At 63.0% G+C, this 17,435-nt stretch carries 13 protein-coding genes and 1 tRNA gene; 10 read left to right on the top strand and 4 right to left on the bottom strand.

Annotation, left to right across the window (positions count from 1 at the left end; all coding sequences use genetic code 11):
• Positions 1-76 precede the first annotated feature (76 nt).
• From F2P44_RS17930 to F2P44_RS17910, 5 genes are all read left to right on the top strand, one after another.
• Positions 77-1,141, top strand: a complete 1,065-nt coding sequence (locus F2P44_RS17930) for a porin (RefSeq protein WP_167088416.1) — start codon at positions 77-79, stop codon at positions 1,139-1,141.
• 61 nt (positions 1,142-1,202) lie between these two features.
• Positions 1,203-2,153 carry a tripartite tricarboxylate transporter substrate binding protein gene (locus tag F2P44_RS17925; protein ID WP_167088415.1) on the top strand — a complete coding sequence of 317 codons (951 nt, stop codon included), beginning with the start codon at positions 1,203-1,205 and terminating at the stop codon, positions 2,151-2,153.
• Between the two features lie 25 nt (positions 2,154-2,178).
• The gene (locus tag F2P44_RS17920; protein ID WP_167088414.1) at positions 2,179-3,270 is read left to right on the top strand and encodes an ABC transporter substrate-binding protein; all 1,092 of its coding nucleotides are present in this window, start codon (positions 2,179-2,181) and stop codon (positions 3,268-3,270) included.
• A 64-nt stretch (positions 3,271-3,334) separates the two neighbouring features.
• Positions 3,335-5,101 (top strand): ABC transporter permease, encoded by a 1,767-nt coding sequence (locus F2P44_RS17915; RefSeq protein WP_167088413.1) that lies wholly within the window; start codon positions 3,335-3,337, stop codon positions 5,099-5,101.
• 24 nt (positions 5,102-5,125) lie between these two features.
• On the top strand, positions 5,126-6,190 hold the full coding sequence (locus F2P44_RS17910; RefSeq protein WP_167088412.1) for an ABC transporter ATP-binding protein: 1,065 nt from the start codon (positions 5,126-5,128) through the stop codon (positions 6,188-6,190).
• Positions 6,191-6,193: 3 nt separating this feature from the next.
• Here the strand turns inward: F2P44_RS17910 and F2P44_RS17905 are convergent, their stop codons facing one another.
• Complete coding sequence (locus F2P44_RS17905; protein WP_167088411.1) at positions 6,194-6,988, bottom strand: DUF2145 domain-containing protein; 795 nt, start codon at positions 6,986-6,988, stop codon at positions 6,194-6,196.
• A gap of 2 nt (positions 6,989-6,990) precedes the next feature.
• Entirely contained in the window at positions 6,991-7,422 is a 432-nt protein-coding gene (locus tag F2P44_RS17900; RefSeq protein WP_167088410.1) for a hypothetical protein, read from the bottom strand.
• A 141-nt stretch (positions 7,423-7,563) separates the two neighbouring features.
• Between F2P44_RS17900 and F2P44_RS17895 the strand changes: the two genes are divergently transcribed.
• The 3 genes from F2P44_RS17895 (at position 7,564) to F2P44_RS17885 (ending at position 12,597) form a co-directional block, all read left to right on the top strand.
• Positions 7,564-8,298, top strand: coding sequence for a helix-turn-helix domain-containing protein (locus F2P44_RS17895; RefSeq protein ID WP_054263907.1), 735 nt, complete (start codon positions 7,564-7,566; stop codon positions 8,296-8,298).
• A gap of 63 nt (positions 8,299-8,361) precedes the next feature.
• Complete coding sequence (locus tag F2P44_RS17890; RefSeq protein ID WP_167088409.1) at positions 8,362-10,248, top strand: MFS transporter; 1,887 nt, start codon at positions 8,362-8,364, stop codon at positions 10,246-10,248.
• A gap of 117 nt (positions 10,249-10,365) precedes the next feature.
• On the top strand, positions 10,366-12,597 hold the full coding sequence (locus F2P44_RS17885; RefSeq protein ID WP_229423606.1) for an ATP-binding protein: 2,232 nt from the start codon (positions 10,366-10,368) through the stop codon (positions 12,595-12,597).
• Here F2P44_RS17885 and F2P44_RS17880 read toward each other — a convergent pair.
• A complete protein-coding gene (locus F2P44_RS17880) occupies positions 12,594-14,126 on the bottom strand; it encodes a hybrid sensor histidine kinase/response regulator (protein WP_167088408.1) in 1,533 nt (510 codons plus the stop codon). The two genes, F2P44_RS17885 and F2P44_RS17880, sit on opposite strands and share 4 nt — an antisense overlap.
• A gap of 13 nt (positions 14,127-14,139) precedes the next feature.
• On the bottom strand, positions 14,140-15,642 hold the full coding sequence (locus tag F2P44_RS17875; RefSeq protein WP_167088407.1) for an ATPase domain-containing protein: 1,503 nt from the start codon (positions 15,640-15,642) through the stop codon (positions 14,140-14,142).
• A gap of 243 nt (positions 15,643-15,885) precedes the next feature.
• On the opposite strand from F2P44_RS17875, the gene F2P44_RS17870 reads away from it, so the two are divergent.
• Positions 15,886-15,962 (top strand) — tRNA-Pro (locus tag F2P44_RS17870).
• A 193-nt stretch (positions 15,963-16,155) separates the two neighbouring features.
• A complete protein-coding gene (locus F2P44_RS17865; protein WP_167088406.1) occupies positions 16,156-16,341 on the top strand; it encodes a hypothetical protein in 186 nt (61 codons plus the stop codon).
• The last annotated feature ends 1,094 nt before the right edge of the window (positions 16,342-17,435 follow it).

The raw sequence follows: 17,435 nt of genomic DNA, 5'->3' as shown, positions 1-17,435 counted from the left end.
GATGGCGCCCATATAGTTAGCCCCAGAAACGCCGTAGTATATAAACACAATAAACACAAAAACTCAGGAGACAAGAATGAAACCATCCGTGCTTACGCTCGCGCTGGCGGCCGCCTTTTCGGCCGCCGGTAGCGCCCAGGCCCAATCCAGTGTGCAGATCTATGGCCTGATCGACGCGGGCGTCGATTACACCACGAATACCAATGCCGCCGGCGACAATGCCACGCGCGTGATCTCGGGCGGCAAAAACACCTCGCGCTGGGGCTTGCGCGGCGCGGAAGACCTGGGCGGCGGCCTGAAAGCCGTTTTCGGCCTGGAAGGTGGAATCCTGATGGATACCGGCGCGGCCGACGGCGCGCTGTTCAAGCGCCAGGCCTTCGTGGGCCTGGACGGCGGCTTCGGGCGCGTGGTGCTGGGGCGTTCGTTCACCACCACCTACGATTTCGTGATCCTGTTCGACCCGCTCGGCTACGCGCCGAACTATTCGTGGGCTACCTCGTCGAATGCCACCGGCTCGTCCAAGTACGGCATGACGACCGCCTTCGATAACCTGATCAAATACTCGGGAAAAACCGGCGACTTCAAATACGGCGCCACCATCGGCCTGGGCGAACAGGCGGGCAGCAGCGCCGACAGCCGTAAATATTCGGTAGCCGGTTCCTGGAGCCGCGGCGGCTTCTCGGCCATGGGCGCCTTCGAGCAGATCAACGCCAACACCCTGGCCGGCACCGGCCGGCGCGACGAAACCAAGGCCTTTCACGCGGCGGTCGATTTCAAGAACGCGGTGGTACGCCTGACCGGCGGCATGCGCGATTACAAGCTGGAAGCAGCCAAGGCCGCCACGCCGGACGTGCGCGCCACCACCTGGTGGGCCGGCGCCAGCTATTTCGCCACGCCGGCGGTCACCCTGACCGGCGCCGCCTACTACGTCAACGTCAAGAACGTGGCCGCCAACACGGATGCCGATCCGATCATGTACGTGGCGCGCGGGATGTATGCGCTGTCCAAGCGCACCGACCTGTATCTGGCCGCTGCCTACGCCAAGGCCGACAACGGCAAGCTGGTGGGGCTGTCGCGCGACGATGCGGGCTTCGGCAACACGCAAAAAGGGCTCACGGCCGGCATCCAGCATCGTTTCTGATGCGCTGTTGGGCATGGGTGGGCGGAGCGATTTTCCCTGCCCATCCCGAAAGGCTAGCGCCATGAAAACCCTGTTTTCCATCCTGGCCGCCTGCGCCGCATTGCACGCCGCAGCCGCCGAATGCATCGTGCCGTCCAAGCCGGGCGGCGCGATGGACCTGACCTGCAAGCTGGCGCGCGAAGGACTCAAGAGCGAGACTGACGCGCCGGCGCTACGCTTGTCGTACCTGCCGGGCGGGATCGGCGCGGTCGCCTGGCACACCATGGCGGCCCAGCGCGGTAGCGAGAAGGATACGCTGGTGGCCTTTTCGGGCGGTTCGCTGCTCAATCTGGCGCAGGGCAAGTTCGGCAAGGCCAGCGCCAGCGACGTACGCTGGGTCGCGGCCCTGGGCGCCGACTACGGCATGATCGCGGTGCGTTCCGACTCGGCGTTCCGCAACCTGGCCGGTCTGATCGACGCTCTGCGGCGCGAGCCGGAGAAGGTGCTGATCGGCGTGTCCGGCACCATCGGCAGCCAGGACTGGATGAAGATGGCGCTGCTGGCGCGCAGTGCCGGGATCGACCCCAAGGTGCTGCGCTTCGTCGCGCTGGAAGGCGGCGGCGAGGCCTTCACCGCGATGCACGCGAACCATGTGCAGGTGGTGTCGGGCGATGCCTCGGAAGCGACCCTGTACGCGGGCGCTGGCGCCGGCAGGGTGCGGGTGCTGGCAGTGCTGTCGGAGCAGCGTTTGCCGGGCGTGCTGTCGCAAGCGCCGACCGCGCGCGAGCAGGGCGTGGACGTGGTGTGGCCGATCATCCGCGGCGTGTGGATGGGACCCAAGGTGGAGGACGCCGAGTACCAGCGCTGGGTGGGGAGTTTCGACCGCATGACGTCCAGCTCCGATTTTGCCCGCTTGCGGGCGGCGCACGGGCTGTATCCATTCACGCTGACCGGACAGGCATTGACCGATTACATCCACAAGGCTGTCGCCGACTACAACCGGCAGGCCAGGCAATTCAAGCTGATTCGCTAAAACAAAACAACAATCTGGAGACAATATGACTATCAAGCGTACCCTTATCGGCGCCGCCATTGCGGCCACCTTCGCCGGCAGCGCCTTCGCGCAGGTTCCGGCGGGCTACCCGGCCGACTACCAGAAGATCATCGACGGCGCCAAGAAAGAGGCCAAGCTGGTGATCTACTCGGCTACCGACAGCAAGGCCGCGCAGCCGCTGATCAAGGACTTCAATGCCCTGTATCCCGGCGTGACGGTCGAATACAACGACATGAATTCGACCGAAGTGTACAACCGCTTCATTTCGGAGGCGGCGGCCGGCGGCAATACGGCCGACGTGCTGTGGTCGTCGGCGATGGACTTGCAGATGCGCCTCGCGTCGGACGGCCACGCGCTGCAGTACAAGTCGCAGGAAGCGGCCAAGCTGCCGGCATGGGCCATGTGGAACGACAGCGCCTATGGCACCACCTTCGAGCCGGCCGCCATCGTGTACAACAAGCGCTTGCTGACCACCAGCGAAGTGCCGAAGACCCATGCCGCTTTCGCCACCCTGATCAAGACGGAAAAATTCCGCGATAAGGTCACCACCTACGACATCGAAAAATCCGGGGTCGGCTTCATGTTCATGACCCAGGATGCGCGCGAAAATCCGCAGTTCCTGGAGCTGGAAAATGCGTTCGGCACGGCCAAGGTGCGGGTGCAGTCATCCACCGGCACCATGCTGGAACGGATTTCGTCGGGCGAGAACCTGATCGGCTACAACGTGCTCGGTTCGTACGCGCTGGTGCGCGCCAAGACCGACCCTTCGCTGGGCGTGGTGCTGCCGGCCGATTACACGCTGATCCTGTCGCGCGTACAGTTCATCAACAAGAGCGCCAAGCATCCGAATGCGGCCAAGCTGTGGATGGATTACCTGTTGTCGGTGCGCGGCCAGACCATCATCGCCAACGACTCGAAGCTGTTTGCGATCCGTTCCGACGTCAAGGGCGAGACCACGTCGGCGGAACTGATCAAGATCATCGGCGAGAAGAACGTCAAGCCGATTCCGGTGCATCCGATCGTGCTGCAGTTCCTGGGACCGGCCAAGCGCATGGCCTTCCTCAAGCAGTGGAAAGAAACCGCGGGCAAGAAGTAAAGGCGAACAAACGCGCGCAGGGTGGGCGCCCCGCCCACCCCCTCATCCCAAGATCGGACCTCACATGACCACCTTATCATTGCGGGCCACGCGGCTTAACTGGCCGCGCGGCCTGGTGGTGACGCTCGCCTGCGTCGCCATCTTTTTACCGCTGTTTTTGATTTTTTACCAAAGCTTCCTGTCGGCGCCGTTCTTCATGCCCGATAAAACCTTCGGCCTCGAAGCCTATGCCTTCATTTTCGAGGACCCCGATTTCACCCAGGCGTTCAAGAATGGCATGATCCTCGCCACCGGGCTGGCCGCCATCGCGGTGCCGCTGGGCGGCATGCTGGCCTTCCTGATGGTGCGCACCGACCTGCCGGGCCGCGGCTGGATCGCGCCGCTGCTGCTGGTGCCAATTTTCGTCTCGCCCATGGTAATGGGCTTCGGCTACGTGGTGTCGATGGGTCCCGTGGGCTTTTATTCAGTGTGGGCCAAGCAGCTGCTCGGCTTCGTCCCCTGGAATATCTATTCGTTCACCAGCATCGTCATCATCGCCGGCCTGACCCACGTGCCGCACGTGTACCTGTACGCATCGTCGGCTTTGAGGAGCCTCGGTTCCGACGTCGAGGAAGCGGCCCGCGTGGCCGGCGCCTCGCCGCTGCGGGTGATGATGAACGTGTCGCTGCCGATGATCATGCCGGCGCTGGCGTACGCTGGCGTGCTGGTGTTCTTCCTTGGCTTCGAGGTGTTCGGCCTGGTGCTGGTGCTGGGCGATCCGGAAGGTCACCTGGTGCTGGCCACCTATCTGTACAAGCTGACCAACAAGATGGGCACGCCCTCGTACCACCTGATGGCGGCGGTGGCGGTGTGCCTGGTGATGGTGACCATGCCGCTGGTGATGCTGCAGCGCTGGCTGCTCAAGTCGGCCAACAAGTATGTGTCGATCAAGGGCAAGGGCGCGCGCCAGAAGGCGATGCCGCTGGGCCGCTGGAAATGGCTGGCGTTCGCGCTGCTGGCCGGCTGGCTGCTGGTGACGATCATCCTGCCGCTGTCGGGCATCGTGCTGCGCTCCTTCGTGCAGAACTGGGGCGAGGGCGTGGTGCTGTGGGATGTACTGACCTTGCAGCACTTCCGCGACATCCTGGAACAGCATTCGCTGGTGCGCGGGATTATCAACACGGTGCTGATCGGCGTGATCGGCGGGGCGCTGGCGGTGGTGTGCTACACGGCCATCGCGCTGGCCATGCATCGCAAGCCCGATGGCATCACGCGCCTGCTCGATTACAGCGTGCTGGTGCCGCGCGCCGTGCCGGGCCTGCTGGCCGGCCTGTCGTTCCTGTGGGTGTTCCTGTTCGTGCCAAGCTGGCTCGATGGGATGCTCAAGGCGACCGGGTTCGGGCCGGCGCTGTGGCTCAGCGAGCATGCGATTCCGCTGCTGCGCGAAGTGCGCTCGACCATCTTCGCCCTGTGGCTGGCGTATTCGGTGGTGTGGCTGGCTTACGGCATGCGCCTGATCTCGACCGCGCTGCTGCAGGTGGGGCCGGAACTGGAAGAGGCGGCGCGCTCGGTGGGCGCCAGCCGCGGCCAGGTCACGCGCGACGTGACGCTGCCGCTCATCAAATTCGGCATGCTGGGCGCCTGGCTGATGGTGTTCCTGATCTTCGAGCGCGAATATTCGACCGGCGTGTACCTGCTCACGCCAGGTACGGAAGTCATCGGGGCGATGCTGGTGTCGCTGTGGGCCGGCGGCTCGACCGACCTGGTGGCGGCGCTGTCGTTCATCAATATCACGCTGGTGGCCATTGGCCTCGGCATTGCGCTGCGCTTCGGCGTCAAGCTGCACCAATAAACACTACCTACACCGGGAATGACCATGAATGAACTGACCGTCAACGACCTGCACCTCGATTATGGCACCGGCGCACACGCCAACCAGATCCTCAAGGGCGTATCGATGCACCTGCAACGCGGCGAAGTGGTGGCCCTGCTGGGCCCTTCGGGCAGCGGCAAGACCACCTTGCTGCGCGCCGTGGCCGGGCTGGAAAGCCCCAAGAGCGGCACCATCGACATTGGCGAGCGCCGTGTGTTCGACGGCGCGCGCAATTTCGAGATGGCGGCCGAACACCGCAGCCTGGGACTGGTGTTCCAGTCGTACGCGCTGTGGCCGCACAAGACCGTGTTCGACAACGTGGCGTATGGCCTGACCTTGCGCAAGATGGGCAAGAGCGAGATCGAGGCCAAGGTCAAGGAAGTGCTGGGCCAACTGGGGCTGGGCCACCTGGGCGAGCGCTTTCCGCACCAGCTCTCCGGCGGCCAGCAGCAGCGGGTGGCGATTGCGCGCGCGCTGGTGTACAACCCGCCCGTGATCTTGCTCGACGAGCCGCTCTCGAACCTGGACGCCAAGCTGCGCGAGGAGGCGCGCGCCTTCCTGCGCGAGCTGATCGTGCGCCTTGGCCTGTCGGCCCTGATGGTCACGCACGACCAGGGCGAGGCGATGGCGATTTCGGACCGCATCCTGCTGCTCAATAACGGCAAGATCGAGCAGCAAGGCTCGCCGCAAAGCATGTACGAAACGCCGGACACCTTGTTTACCGCTGAATTCATGGGCAGTAACAACCGCTTGCCGGGCCAGGTGGTGGCCAGCACCAATGGCAAGGTGGCGCTGATGGTGGCCGGCGTGAGCATGCAGGGCACGGCGCGTGGCGCGCGTACGGGCGGCGAGGCCACGCCGCTGATCCGGGTCGAGGATGTGAAGATCAGTGCGCAGCAGGTCGACAATGCGCTCGAAATGCCGCTGTTGACCTGCATGTACCTGGGCGACCGCTGGGAGTGCCTGTTTACGCGCGAAGGCCTGAGCCTGCGCGCGTATTCGAAGTACCGGCTGGAGGCGGGCAGCTACTGGCTGCACATGCCGGCCGAGAAGCTGTGGGTGTTCTGACGCTTATTGAATCCCCACCACCGACTCGGTGGTGGCGGGGTCGCGCAGCTTCACGAAGCGCACCACCGATTCGACCGTGACGATGTCGATCTGGCCGGCGATGCGGCGCCCCATCGGGTGGTCGTCGAAGGCCACGTTGGCGCGGAACACGCGTGCGCCCAGGCGCTTGACCGAGGGCACCCAGATCGTGTTGGGCTTGTAGCCCGCCTGCTTGAGCCAGGACTGGGCGGCGCCGCGATCGTCGATGGCGCTGTCGCTGGCGCTGGCGGCGTAGGTTTCGAGTACCCACTGGTTGGAATTCTGGTATTTGGTCGAGAAGGGAAAGGCCAGCATGTTGTAGTGCTCACCGTGCAGGCGCGCCGGCGCCTTGGAGGACAGCATGGCGGCGATGCGCTTCTGGCTTTGCGCGCCCGGGATCACGATCTGGCTCTCGTAGGCGAACAAATCATCGAGAAAAAAATTGGCCAGGCCCTGGTCGAACAATTTGGAGGTCGCGGTGCCGCACTGGTTCAGCAGGTGCACGACGGTCCAGCGTCCCTTGGGATGGTCGCGCCAGGCGTAGGCCATGTGCGAATAGCGCAAGTCGTACTTGGACAGGTCCTGGCCGACGCGGGCGATCAGCGCCACCTCGGCCCCGGAGGCTTCGAGGGCGGCGCTGGTGTTTTCGGCCAGCTTGACGGCCTTGACGAAGGCGGTGGCGTCCTGCGCGACTTCTTCGCAGGCGGTGCCGGCGTGCGCGCCATGCAGCGGCATGGCCAGCATCAGCAGCAGGAGCAAACGTTGTCCGATGCGGATCATGCTTAGCCTTTCGAGCCGTTCTGCGAATGGTGCAGCAGGCTTTTGCCCGCTTCTGTCGGGATGAATGCGATCACCTTGCCGGCGGCGATGAGCACATGGCCGCTGGCGGTGGCGGTCACCGTGACGGCCTGGCCGACCAGCTTGGAGAAGCCCTTGGCGCCATCGCCGCTGAATTTGACGGTGGCGGTGGAACCGTCGGCCACGTTCTTGAGCACCACCATGGTGCCGTCGGCGACGGTTTCGACGCTTTGCGCCACCACGCTGCCCCCCACGGCCACTACCAGCAAACTTCCAAGCACCACCGCGCCGGACACGCCGCTCGGGGTGCTCGACAGGTTCGAGCCCAGGTTTTTGTGGTGGGCCTCGGCCAGCGCGGCGGGATTGGCGCCGAACAGTGCACAAGCGATTGCGATGGCCATCAGGTTGGTTTTCATGCGGTTTCTCTCTTCAGCTTAGCCGGGTTGGCAGACACATCTTACGCAAGAATCGACTTAACTAAATGAAATGATAGTCCGTATCGCTTTTATTCTGAATAAGTATTAATATTTGCTACCAGAATTCGAAGGGATACAGAAATGCCGCACGCAATTACACTTGTCGACACCTTGAAGCGCCTCCTGAAGGGGCGGGGAATTACCTACGGCGACCTTGCCGGACGGATAGGAATGTCGGAAGCGAGTGTCAAGCGCATGTTTTCACAGAAGAATTTTACCTTGCAGCGGCTGGACGAGATCCTCACCGCCACCGGCATCGAGTTCGACGAACTCAGTGCGGCGCAGTCGGCGCCGACCCTGATTTCGCACCTGACGCTGGCGCAGGAGCGCGAAATCATCGGCGACCCGCGCCTGCTGGTGGTGGCCGTGTCGGCCATGAACCACATCGGCTTCGACGATATCGTGCGCTTTTACGACATGACGGAAGCGGAAGTGACCAAGTACCTGCTGCGGCTGGACCGCATCGGCTTCCTGGAGCTGCTGCCGAATAACCGGGTCAAGCTGCTGATCGCGCGCACTTTCGGCTGGATTGCGAATGGGCCGATCCAGGGCTACTTCCGGCACGAGGCGGCGGCCGACTATCTGAACTCGCGCTTCGATGGCGAGGATGAAGTCATGCGGCTGGTGAATGTGATGCTGTCGAAGCAGTCCGGCGCCGCGCTGCTGGAACGCCTGAAGCAGGTGGCGGCCGAATTCGCGCAGCAGCACCAGCACGAAACGCGCCTGCCGCTCGACCAGCGCCACGCGATCAGCTTCATCGTGGCCGCGCGGCCCTGGGTGCCGCAGGCATTCAAGGCCCTGTTGCGCCAGGGCTGATGGTACCCTGACGATGCACCCCCGACCTTTTTGCCACATCGAGACCTTGAGAGATCCATCAGCATGAGTCAATCCAGCCAGTTTTCCCTCTTAAAGCAACGCCGCTTCGCGCCGTTTTTCTGGACCCAGTTCCTCGGCGCGTTCAACGACAACGTCTTCAAGACTGCCTTGCTGGTGATTCTCACCTACGATGCCGTCAGCTGGACCAGCCTTGATCCGGCCATCTTGAACAGCCTGATTCCGGGCCTGTTCATCCTGCCGTACGTACTGTTTTCGGCCACCGCCGGGCAGATCGCCGAAAAGGTCGAGAAGGGGCGCCTGGCGCGCTTCGTCAAGATGCTGGAAATCGCCATCATGCTCGTTGCGGGCATCGGCTGGCTGTCGCACACCTTATGGCTGCTGATCGCCTCCGTGGTCGGCATGGGCGTGCATTCGACCTTGTTCGGGCCCGTGAAATACGCTTACATGCCGCAGCATCTGAAATCGGAAGAACTGGTTGGCGGTAACGGCGTGGTTGAAATGGGCACCTTTGTCGGCATCCTGCTGGGCCAGATCCTGGGCGCCGCGCTGGTGCTTAAACCCCACGGCTTGCAGCTGGTGGCCGGCGCCACCATGTTCTTCGCCGTGCTTGGCCTGGTGGCCAGCTACCGCATTCCGCTGTCGCCGGCACCCGCACCCGACCTGAAAATCAATCCGAATCCGTTTGCCGAGTCGGTGCGCAATATCGGCCACGCACGCAAGAACCGCACCGTGTTCCTGTCGATGCTGGGCAACTCGTGGTTCTGGTTTTACGGCGCGATGATCCTGTCGCAGTTTCCCCTGTACGCCAAACAGTTCCTGCATGGCGACTACAGCGTGTTCGTGATGCTGCTGACGGTGTTTTCGGTCGGCGTGGGCGTCGGCTCGCTGCTGTGCGAGAAGCTGTCGGGCCACAAGGTCGAAATCGGGCTGGTGCCGTTTGGCTCGATCGGTCTGTCGCTGTTCGGCATCGACCTGTATTTCGCCAGCCTGGGTTACGTTCGCCCGCCGGTCGAAGTGGAGATGATGGGCATGCTGGCGCAGGCTGGCGTGACGCGCGTGCTGTTCGATATCGCCATGATCGGCGTGTTCGGCGGCCTGTTCATCGTGCCGCTGTTTGCGCTGATCCAGACCCGCTGCGAACCGGCCCACCTGTCGCGCACCATCGGCGGCATGAATATCCTGAACGCGCTGTTCATGATCGGCGCGGCCGGCGTGGCCATCGTGATGATCAAGATGGGCTTCACGATTCCTGAAATGTTCCTTGCCACCGCCATCCTGAATGCCGTCGTGGCGCTGTATATCTTCTCGCTGGTGCCGGAATTCCTGATGCGCTTCCTGGCCTGGATGCTGATTCATACCATCCACCGCGTCAAGACCGTGGACGTGGACCGGATTCCCGAGGATGGCCCGGCGGTCCTGGTGTGCAACCACGTCAGCTATGTCGACGCCATCGTCATCGGGGCGGCCAGCCCGCGCCCGATCCGCTTCGTGATGGACCATAAGATCTTCAAGATGCCGTTCATGGGCTGGCTGTTCCGCACTGCGCGCGCGATTCCGATCGCGCCGGCCAAGGAAGACCAGTTCCTGATGGAGAAGGCGTACATCGACATCGCGCAGGCGCTGCATGAAGGCGACCTGGTATGCATCTTCCCGGAAGGGCGCCTGACCTCGACCGGCGAAATGGGCGAATTCCGCAGCGGGATCGCCAAGATTATCGAACGCAGCAAGGTGCCGGTGATTCCGATGGCGCTGCGCGGCCTGTGGGGCAGCCTGCTCACGCGCGATCCGGGCAATCTGTTCGAGCGCACCTTCGCGCGCGGGCCGCGTTCGCGCCTGGCGCTGGCGGTCGGCACGCCGGTTGCGCCGCAGGATGCCACGCCCGACTACCTGCACAAGCAGGTGCTGGCTTTGCGGGGCGACTGGAAGTAAAAGCGGCCCGGGATCGCGGGAGAAAATGGTTATAATTACAACCGTACGGCATTGTGCCGCTTCTCCCGTTTTTCAAAGGCCGCAGCACTCCATGAACAGTTTTTCGCCGCCGGTGCCATGAAAATCCGCGCCTATCTCGCGCTGATGGTCGCGGCGATCCTGATTCCGGTCATTCTGTTCTCGACGATTTCGCTGAACATGCTGCTCAAGTCCGAGCGCGAAGCGGCGCTCAAGGGCGTGCGCGAAACGGCCCGCATCTCGCTGGTGAGCATCGACCGCGAACTGACCAACACCCAGAGCGCGGTACGCATGCTGGCCACCTCGCCGCATCTGGCGCAGGGCGACCTGGCAGGCTTTTACGAGCAGGCGCGTTTTGCCGACAAGGTGGGCGCCACCTGGACCGCGCTGCTCGACGAGCGCGGGCAGCAGCTGATCAATACTGCGGTGCCGTTCGGCGCACCGTTGCCCGGCCCGGACGCGGCCCGGCGCGTGGCCCAGGTGCTCGATGCCGGCACCCCGCAAATCTCCAACCTGATTCGCGGCGTCGTCACGCAAGCCTTGCTGGTGGTGGTGGACGTGCCGGTGACCACGCCGGAGGGCATGCGCTACGTGATCGCGCAAGGCTTCAAGATCGATCACTTCAACGGCGTGCTGACCCAGGTGAACGCGCCGCCGTCCTGGCTGGCCGGCGTGTACGACCGCAACGGCATGACCATCGCCCAGACCCATGGCGGCGCGGCCACCGGGCGTGGCGACACCCGTCCCGACCTGCGCGAAGCGATCCGCAACAAGACCACCGGCGTGATCCGCAACGCCAGCGACGACAATATGAAGCTGTACACGGTGCTGGAACGCTCGGCGCTGTCCGGATGGACGGTGGCCGTGGGAGTGCCGGAAGCCGAAATCGAATCGGCGGCGCGGCACGCGCTGACGGTGTCCATTCTGGGACTGGCGGCGGCGGTGTGCTGCGCGGCGCTGGCCGCCGTGTTCTTTGCGCGCCGGCTGTCGCGCTCCATCGGCCAGGTGGCGCGTTCGGCGCATGCGCTGGGCGGCAGCGGGGACCCGGGCCACACCGATGTGTCGGGCGTGGCGGAAGTGGACCAGGTGCTGGCCGCGATCGCCGCTGCGGCGATGGTGGTGAACCAGGAAAAGCAGTCACGCCATGCGGCCGAGACCGAGCGCGAGATCCTGTTCGAGCGCGAACACGAGGCGCGCACCAGGGCCGAACAGCAGAACCGGGCCAAGGATGAATTCCTGGCGATGCTGGGGCACGAGCTGCGTAATCCGCTGGCGGCGATCGTGAACGCGACCAGCGTGATGGCCCATCCGGGCATGCCGGCGGCGGCCGGCGAGCGCGCGCGAGAGATCATCAAGCGCCAGAGCGGGCACCTGACGCGCATCGTGGACGACTTGCTCGACATGGGGCGGGTTCACTCGGGGAAGATCTTGCTGGAGCGCCGCGCACTGCGGCTCGACCAGGTGATCGACAACTACGTGAGCACCCTGCGCGCGTCGCAGCGCTCGGCGCGCCACGAATTGCGCGTCGATGTGGCGCCGGTGTGGGTGGACGGCGATCCGACCCGGCTTGAGCAGATTGTCTCGAACCTGCTCGACAACGCGCTTAAATACACGCCGGCCGGCGGCACGATTTCGGTGAGTGTGAAAAGCGAAGGCGAGGACGCGGTGCTGTGCGTATCCGATTCGGGTATCGGGATTGCGCCGGAACTGATGCCGTACGTGTTCGACCTGTTCGTGCAGGGCGCGCGCCCGCTCGACCGCGCCCAGGGCGGCCTGGGGGTGGGACTGGCACTGGTACGCCAGCTGGCGCTGATGCACGGCGGGCAAGTGGATGTGCGCAGCGCGGGCATGGGCCTGGGCAGCAGTTTCGAGCTGCACCTTCCGCGCATCGAGCCGCCGCAGTCGGAGCCGAGTGTACCGGCGCCGGCGCCATCGTCGCGCCAGCGCGTGCTGCTGATCGAAGATAACGAAGATGGGCGCGACATGATGGCCATGATGCTCGAGGCGCAGCAGTACCGGGTCGACACGGCCGTCGACGGGTTCGACGGCCTGCGCAAGGCTGGCGTGGCGCGCCCGGACATTGCCCTGGTCGATATCGGACTGCCGGGCATCGACGGCTATGAAGTCGCACGCCGCATGCGCGCCGACCCGGCAACGAGCATGGTGCGCCTGATTGCGCTGACCGGGTATGGCCAGGACAGCGACCGCGAACGCGCGCTTGACGCGGGCTTCGATGCGCATCTGGTCAAGCCGGTGGACATGGCGCGCTTGATGGCGGCGCTGGAGAGCGAACCGGCGGCGTTCCCGCGGTTCGCGGGAACGGCACGCTAGCGGATCAGGCGCGAGCCGTGGGACGTGGCCAGGCGGCCATCGGCAAGGCGCTTGATTTCATCGAAGTTGACGGGCTTGATCAGGTGGTGGTCGAAGCCGGCGTCGAGGGTGCGCTGGCGCGCGTCGCTCTGGCCCCAGCCGGTCAGCGCGATCATCAGCACCGACTGCGAGCCGGGCTTGAGGCGGATGCGGCGCGCCGCCTCGTAGCCGTCCATGCTCGGCATGCCGAGGTCCATCACGATCATGTCGGGCATGCCCTGTTCCACCGCCTGCACCGCTTCGTAGCCGTCGTAGGCGGTGGCGACGTTGCAGTTTTCCATTTCAAACAGCGCCTGGAGCGAGTCGGCGGCATCGCGGTTATCGTCCACCACCAGCACCCTGGGGCGCTGGTCGACACTGCCGATGATGTCGGCCATGGGAACGTCGGTGGTTGGACGCGCTTGCGTCACCACCGGCAGCGTGACCACGAATTCGCTGCCCTTGCCAAGGCCGTCGCTGCTCGCCTGCACGCTGCCGCCATGCATTTCTGCGAACTGGCGCGACAGGCTCAAGCCGATTCCGAGGCCGCTGGCGATCTGGCCGGACGGCGGCCGGCTTTGCTCGAACATCGAGAAAATGCGCCCGATGGCCGCCGGTTCGAGGCCGATGCCGGTGTCCTTGATGCAGATTTTCAGGGCGCCGAATTCGACCAGGGCGCGCACGCTGATGTAGCCTTCGACCGGCGTAAACTTGACCGCGTTCGAGACGATGTTGGCGACGATCTGCACCACGCGCGCATAGTCGGCGTACAGCACGACCGGATCGGGCGGCATGGCGACATCGATCCTGATATGTTTGGCGGCCGCCGCCGCCGAACACAGTTCGGTCACGTGCTCCATCACTTGCGCGAAGGTGGTGTAGTCGCGCTGCAGTTCGATCTTGCCGCTGTTGATGCGGGCGACATCGAGCAGGTCGTCGACAAGGCGGGTCAGGTGCGTCACCTGGCGCTCGATCACGTCGCTGACTTTCTTGACCGGGGCCTGGTCGGGGTACAGGTGGTTCAACACGCTCATCGAGGTGCGGATGGGAGCGAGCGGGTTGCGCAGTTCGTGACCGAGGCTGGCCAGGAATTCATCCTTGCGGCGGTCGGTTTCGCGTACCTGGTACTGCTTTTCGCGGGCGCGCAGGACCGATTGCAGGGAGGTGATGAGGGTGAGGGTGCGTACCGGGCGCTCGAGCAAGGTGACATTGCCGAGGGTGTTGATGGCCTGGCGCACGCTGAGCGAGTCGGGGCCGCGGTGCGTCAGCAGCACGATCGGCAGGTCCGACCAGTTGGGCTGGCGCTGGACGAATTCGCCGAGCGCTTTCATGCCGCCGTTCGACAGCGCTTCTTCGACCGTGAGCACGGCGCCGACGCCGATCAGCAGCTCTTCGGAGAGCCTGTGGATGGTTTCGGTGACGAGGTTGTCGACTTGCGCCAGCGAGAGCATTTTCGATGCCAGCACCGCGTCTTGCCCGGTCGGGGCATAGATCAGGACACGCTTTTCCATAGGCTGTTATCCCTTATCCGTTTTCGTCGCCGAACAGCAGGTGGCAGTCGCTGTCGTCGAAGGTGGGTATCCCGGTCAGGATGCCGTGGAAATTGGTCAGTACGTCGCCCACCTGGATGCCCTTGGCGCTCATCGTGAACAGGCGGATGGTGCGCTCGTGCAGGCCGACGCGTTTCTTGAAGACGGAGATGGCCTGGCGTACCTTGCCGCGTGCCTCGAAGTAGCGCAGCATGATGACGCTGTCGGCGATGTAGCTGGCGTCGACCGTGGTCGTCATATTGCTGCCGATGACGCCAGGCTGCACGCCGACCAGGATGGTGACCACGCCGCGCTGGCCCAGGTAGGTAAGCAGTTCGTGCATGTGGGTAGCCAGGAAGCGCTCGTCGGGCATGGCGTTGAGGTAGCCATTGAGGCTGTCGATGACGATGACGCGCGCGCCAGCGGCTTCGGCATCGGTCACGGCCTGCATGAATTCACCGGGCGCCATTTCGGCCGGGTCGATCTGCTTGACGACGAGCAGGCCATTGTCGATGGCCCCTTTGAGGTCGATACCGAGGCCGGTGGAGCGCAGCAGCAGGTTGTTGGTCGCTTCCTCGAACAGGAACATGGCCGCCTTCTGGCCGCGCTGGGTGGCTGCGTAGACGTACTGCGCGCACAGCGAGGATTTGCCAGTGCCGGGAGGGCCGGAGAGCAGGGTGCTGGTGCCTTCATCGAGGCCGCCGCCGGTCAGCGCGTCGAGTTGCGCGATGCCGCTCGAGAGCTGTTGGCGTTCGGTGAGCACGCGCGTGTGGGCGGCGATCAGGCGCGGGAACACCACCAGGCCGCCGGTGACGATCTTGTAGTCGTGCGAGCCGCCGCGAAAGGCGATGCCGCGGTATTTGACGATGCGCACGCGGCGCCGTTCGGAGCCGTAGTCCTGGTTGATCAGTTCGAGCGTGATGACGCCGTGCGCCACGCTGCGCACTTGCAGGTCGCCCGAGAGGGCGGTGCGGTCGTCGAGGAACAGGGTGGTGCAGCCTTTGCCGGACAGGTACTGCTTGAGCGCGAGTACCTGGCGGCGGTAGCGCAGCGGGCTTTCGGCCAGCAGCTGCAGCTCGGACAGCGAATCGAGGACCACGCGGGTCGGCTTGTGTTTTTCGATTGTGTCGAGAATGCGCTGGGTGGTCATGCCCATCTCGATTTCGGATGGGTGGAAAATGGTGAACTGGTGGTCGGGGTGGAGGATGTTTTCGTTGGGGATGATGTCCTCGACGTGGATGCCGTCCATCGACCACCCGTGCGACTGCGCCACCGCCTTGAGTTCGACGCGGGTTTCGGCCAGGGTGATATAGATGACCGATTCGCCGCGGCGCACGCCTTCGTACAGGAACTGGAGGGCGAGTGTGGTCTTGCCGGTGCCGGGCTCGCCTTCGATCAGGAACAGGCGGTCACTGGTCAGGCCGCCGCCGAGGATGGTGTCCAGTCCCGGAACACCCGTTGAAAGAAAGCGACTGGTGTCGCTGTTCTGCTTTTCCATGGAGGGATTCTCCGTTTTTCTCATCGTAAATTTAGATAATTGCAACACTGTATGATAAATAGTACATGAATGCGATCGGGGTGGTAGTTCTGTACGGAAGCACCCGACCGGCTGAATTGCGGAGCGACAACGAGGTTTTTTGAGGGGACGTTTGAGCTAGCGCAAAGCGCTACGTGGCAGCGCGTGACAGGTACGATTTGTGTGCCAAAAACGTAAGATGCTCTGATATAATTCGCAGCTCGTCGGGGCGTAGCGCAGCCTGGTAGCGTACTTGCATGGGGTGCAAGGGGTCGAGTGTTCGAATCACTCCGTCCCGACCAATAGAATCAATGACTTACGTAAGAAGCTGTACGTATACCCACCACTGTATTTTATCGAATCGATAAAACTACTTCGGTGGGTTTGTCATTTCTGAGGCCGATTTCCTCAATTGTGCCGTGAGCCGCACCATGCTATGAATTCCTCTTCCAATGCAGGAAATCATGGGCCAAGAGCTGCGGAAAGATGTTAGTTATGCTTGCATCTTTATGGATGGAAGGCAATATAGCTACGTTAATCCACTGCGGAAAATGGCACCGCATCGACTGCCCGGACCGCTCGCCCAAGCAGATGGCGAGCGCCGACCTGCTGGCGCACTACCGGCGCTGTGAGACCGAGCTGGACGCGCTCAAGGCGGCAGCCAGGCCAGATTTTCGCTGAGCTTAATTGCGGGCCGCCTGGTCCTCAGTAGGGGCGGGAGAATCTTGCCCTAGCTGTTCCGGAGGGTAATCCAGGCGATGAGCAATCAGAAACCAGGTCGTGATGACAAAGAAAAAACTGGTGCCCAGTCTTGAACAACGGCTGGCATCGAATCGCTGTAGTAGGCGTGCAGTAACACCCAAACGGCGCCGTCTACGATACCCCCTACCAGTACGATCAGGGCTACGTCGCGTCAAAAATTACGGTTCTTGATCTTCAAGAAATTATGGCGCTTCGTGATCAATGCCCAGCACAGCAATGCTACTGTTGCCGCCGCCTTTGCCACCTTCACCTGAGGTTGACGTTTCTCCGAATCATAAGGCTGGAGAAGAGCAGGGTTTGATATATATCAATGTTCAAAATTATGGAGCGAGTAATTCAGTTATCGCCAGCACTGCACAATCTGCGCCTTTGGCCGCGCGCGTCCGCTGCTACGGAACGCAAGGCGTGGGTAGCCGTCTATGCGCCGGAAGATGGCGGCTATGACGATGAGTAGCTCGGCTGCGACGGGCGCTCGTACTGCCAGGCATGATCTGGAATAAATTGGTGCAGATTAGGATTTGCGAAGAGGTAATGTTGTACTTATTGAAGTAAGTATTGTTGGTTTTCACGCTGGCCATTGCCGCCAGCTTCTCCCTTAAAGGACAGGAAAACCATGCCCATGCTCAACGCCAGCCTGTTTCCCTCACCTATTCATCTCACACGTTGCGCTCTGATACTGCTGCTCCTGGTGCATGGCAGTGCGCGCGCGGAAAGCGGCCTGCCAGAGGGCACTTGGGGCTGGACGTATTTCAGCTCGAAACCTTTTCCGCAGTATTATGCGTCCGACCCGGTTACTGCATGTGAAAAGTCAGCGTTTAATCACATGCGACAGCCGCTCGTCGAGGCGCGGCCTTATAAAGACCGGCGCGATATGTTTGAATGCTACTACCCCCCTGTGTCAGGATAGATGTCGCGTGATTTAATTCATAAAAACCGCACCGGGGGCGGAGTAAAGACATGTTGTGAATCGTTATCCCGCAGAGCGCAAGGAATCCATTTTAAGGCAGATGATG

Origin of the sequence: Massilia frigida (assembly GCF_011682175.1) — a bacterium.
Classification (GTDB): domain Bacteria; phylum Pseudomonadota; class Gammaproteobacteria; order Burkholderiales; family Burkholderiaceae_D; genus Telluria_A; species Telluria_A frigida.
This window is presented reverse-complemented; position numbering and strand designations above follow the sequence as displayed.

Bases quoted from the DNA above. Each gene is read 5' to 3' on its own strand.
- F2P44_RS17930 (WP_167088416.1), top strand. From the start codon at position 77: ATGAAACCATCCGTGCTTACGCTCGCGCTGGCGGCCGCCTTTTCGGCC.
- F2P44_RS17925 (WP_167088415.1), top strand. From the start codon at position 1,203: ATGAAAACCCTGTTTTCCATCCTGGCCGCCTGCGCCGCATTGCACGCC.
- F2P44_RS17920 (WP_167088414.1), top strand. From the start codon at position 2,179: ATGACTATCAAGCGTACCCTTATCGGCGCCGCCATTGCGGCCACCTTC.
- F2P44_RS17915 (WP_167088413.1), top strand. From the start codon at position 3,335: ATGACCACCTTATCATTGCGGGCCACGCGGCTTAACTGGCCGCGCGGC.
- F2P44_RS17910 (WP_167088412.1), top strand. From the start codon at position 5,126: ATGAATGAACTGACCGTCAACGACCTGCACCTCGATTATGGCACCGGC.
- F2P44_RS17905 (WP_167088411.1), bottom strand. From the start codon at position 6,988: ATGATCCGCATCGGACAACGTTTGCTCCTGCTGCTGATGCTGGCCATG.
- F2P44_RS17900 (WP_167088410.1), bottom strand. From the start codon at position 7,422: ATGAAAACCAACCTGATGGCCATCGCAATCGCTTGTGCACTGTTCGGC.
- F2P44_RS17895 (WP_054263907.1), top strand. From the start codon at position 7,564: ATGCCGCACGCAATTACACTTGTCGACACCTTGAAGCGCCTCCTGAAG.
- F2P44_RS17890 (WP_167088409.1), top strand. From the start codon at position 8,362: ATGAGTCAATCCAGCCAGTTTTCCCTCTTAAAGCAACGCCGCTTCGCG.
- F2P44_RS17885 (WP_229423606.1), top strand. From the start codon at position 10,366: ATGAAAATCCGCGCCTATCTCGCGCTGATGGTCGCGGCGATCCTGATT.
- F2P44_RS17880 (WP_167088408.1), bottom strand. From the start codon at position 14,126: ATGGAAAAGCGTGTCCTGATCTATGCCCCGACCGGGCAAGACGCGGTG.
- F2P44_RS17875 (WP_167088407.1), bottom strand. From the start codon at position 15,642: ATGGAAAAGCAGAACAGCGACACCAGTCGCTTTCTTTCAACGGGTGTT.
- F2P44_RS17865 (WP_167088406.1), top strand. From the start codon at position 16,156: ATGCTTGCATCTTTATGGATGGAAGGCAATATAGCTACGTTAATCCAC.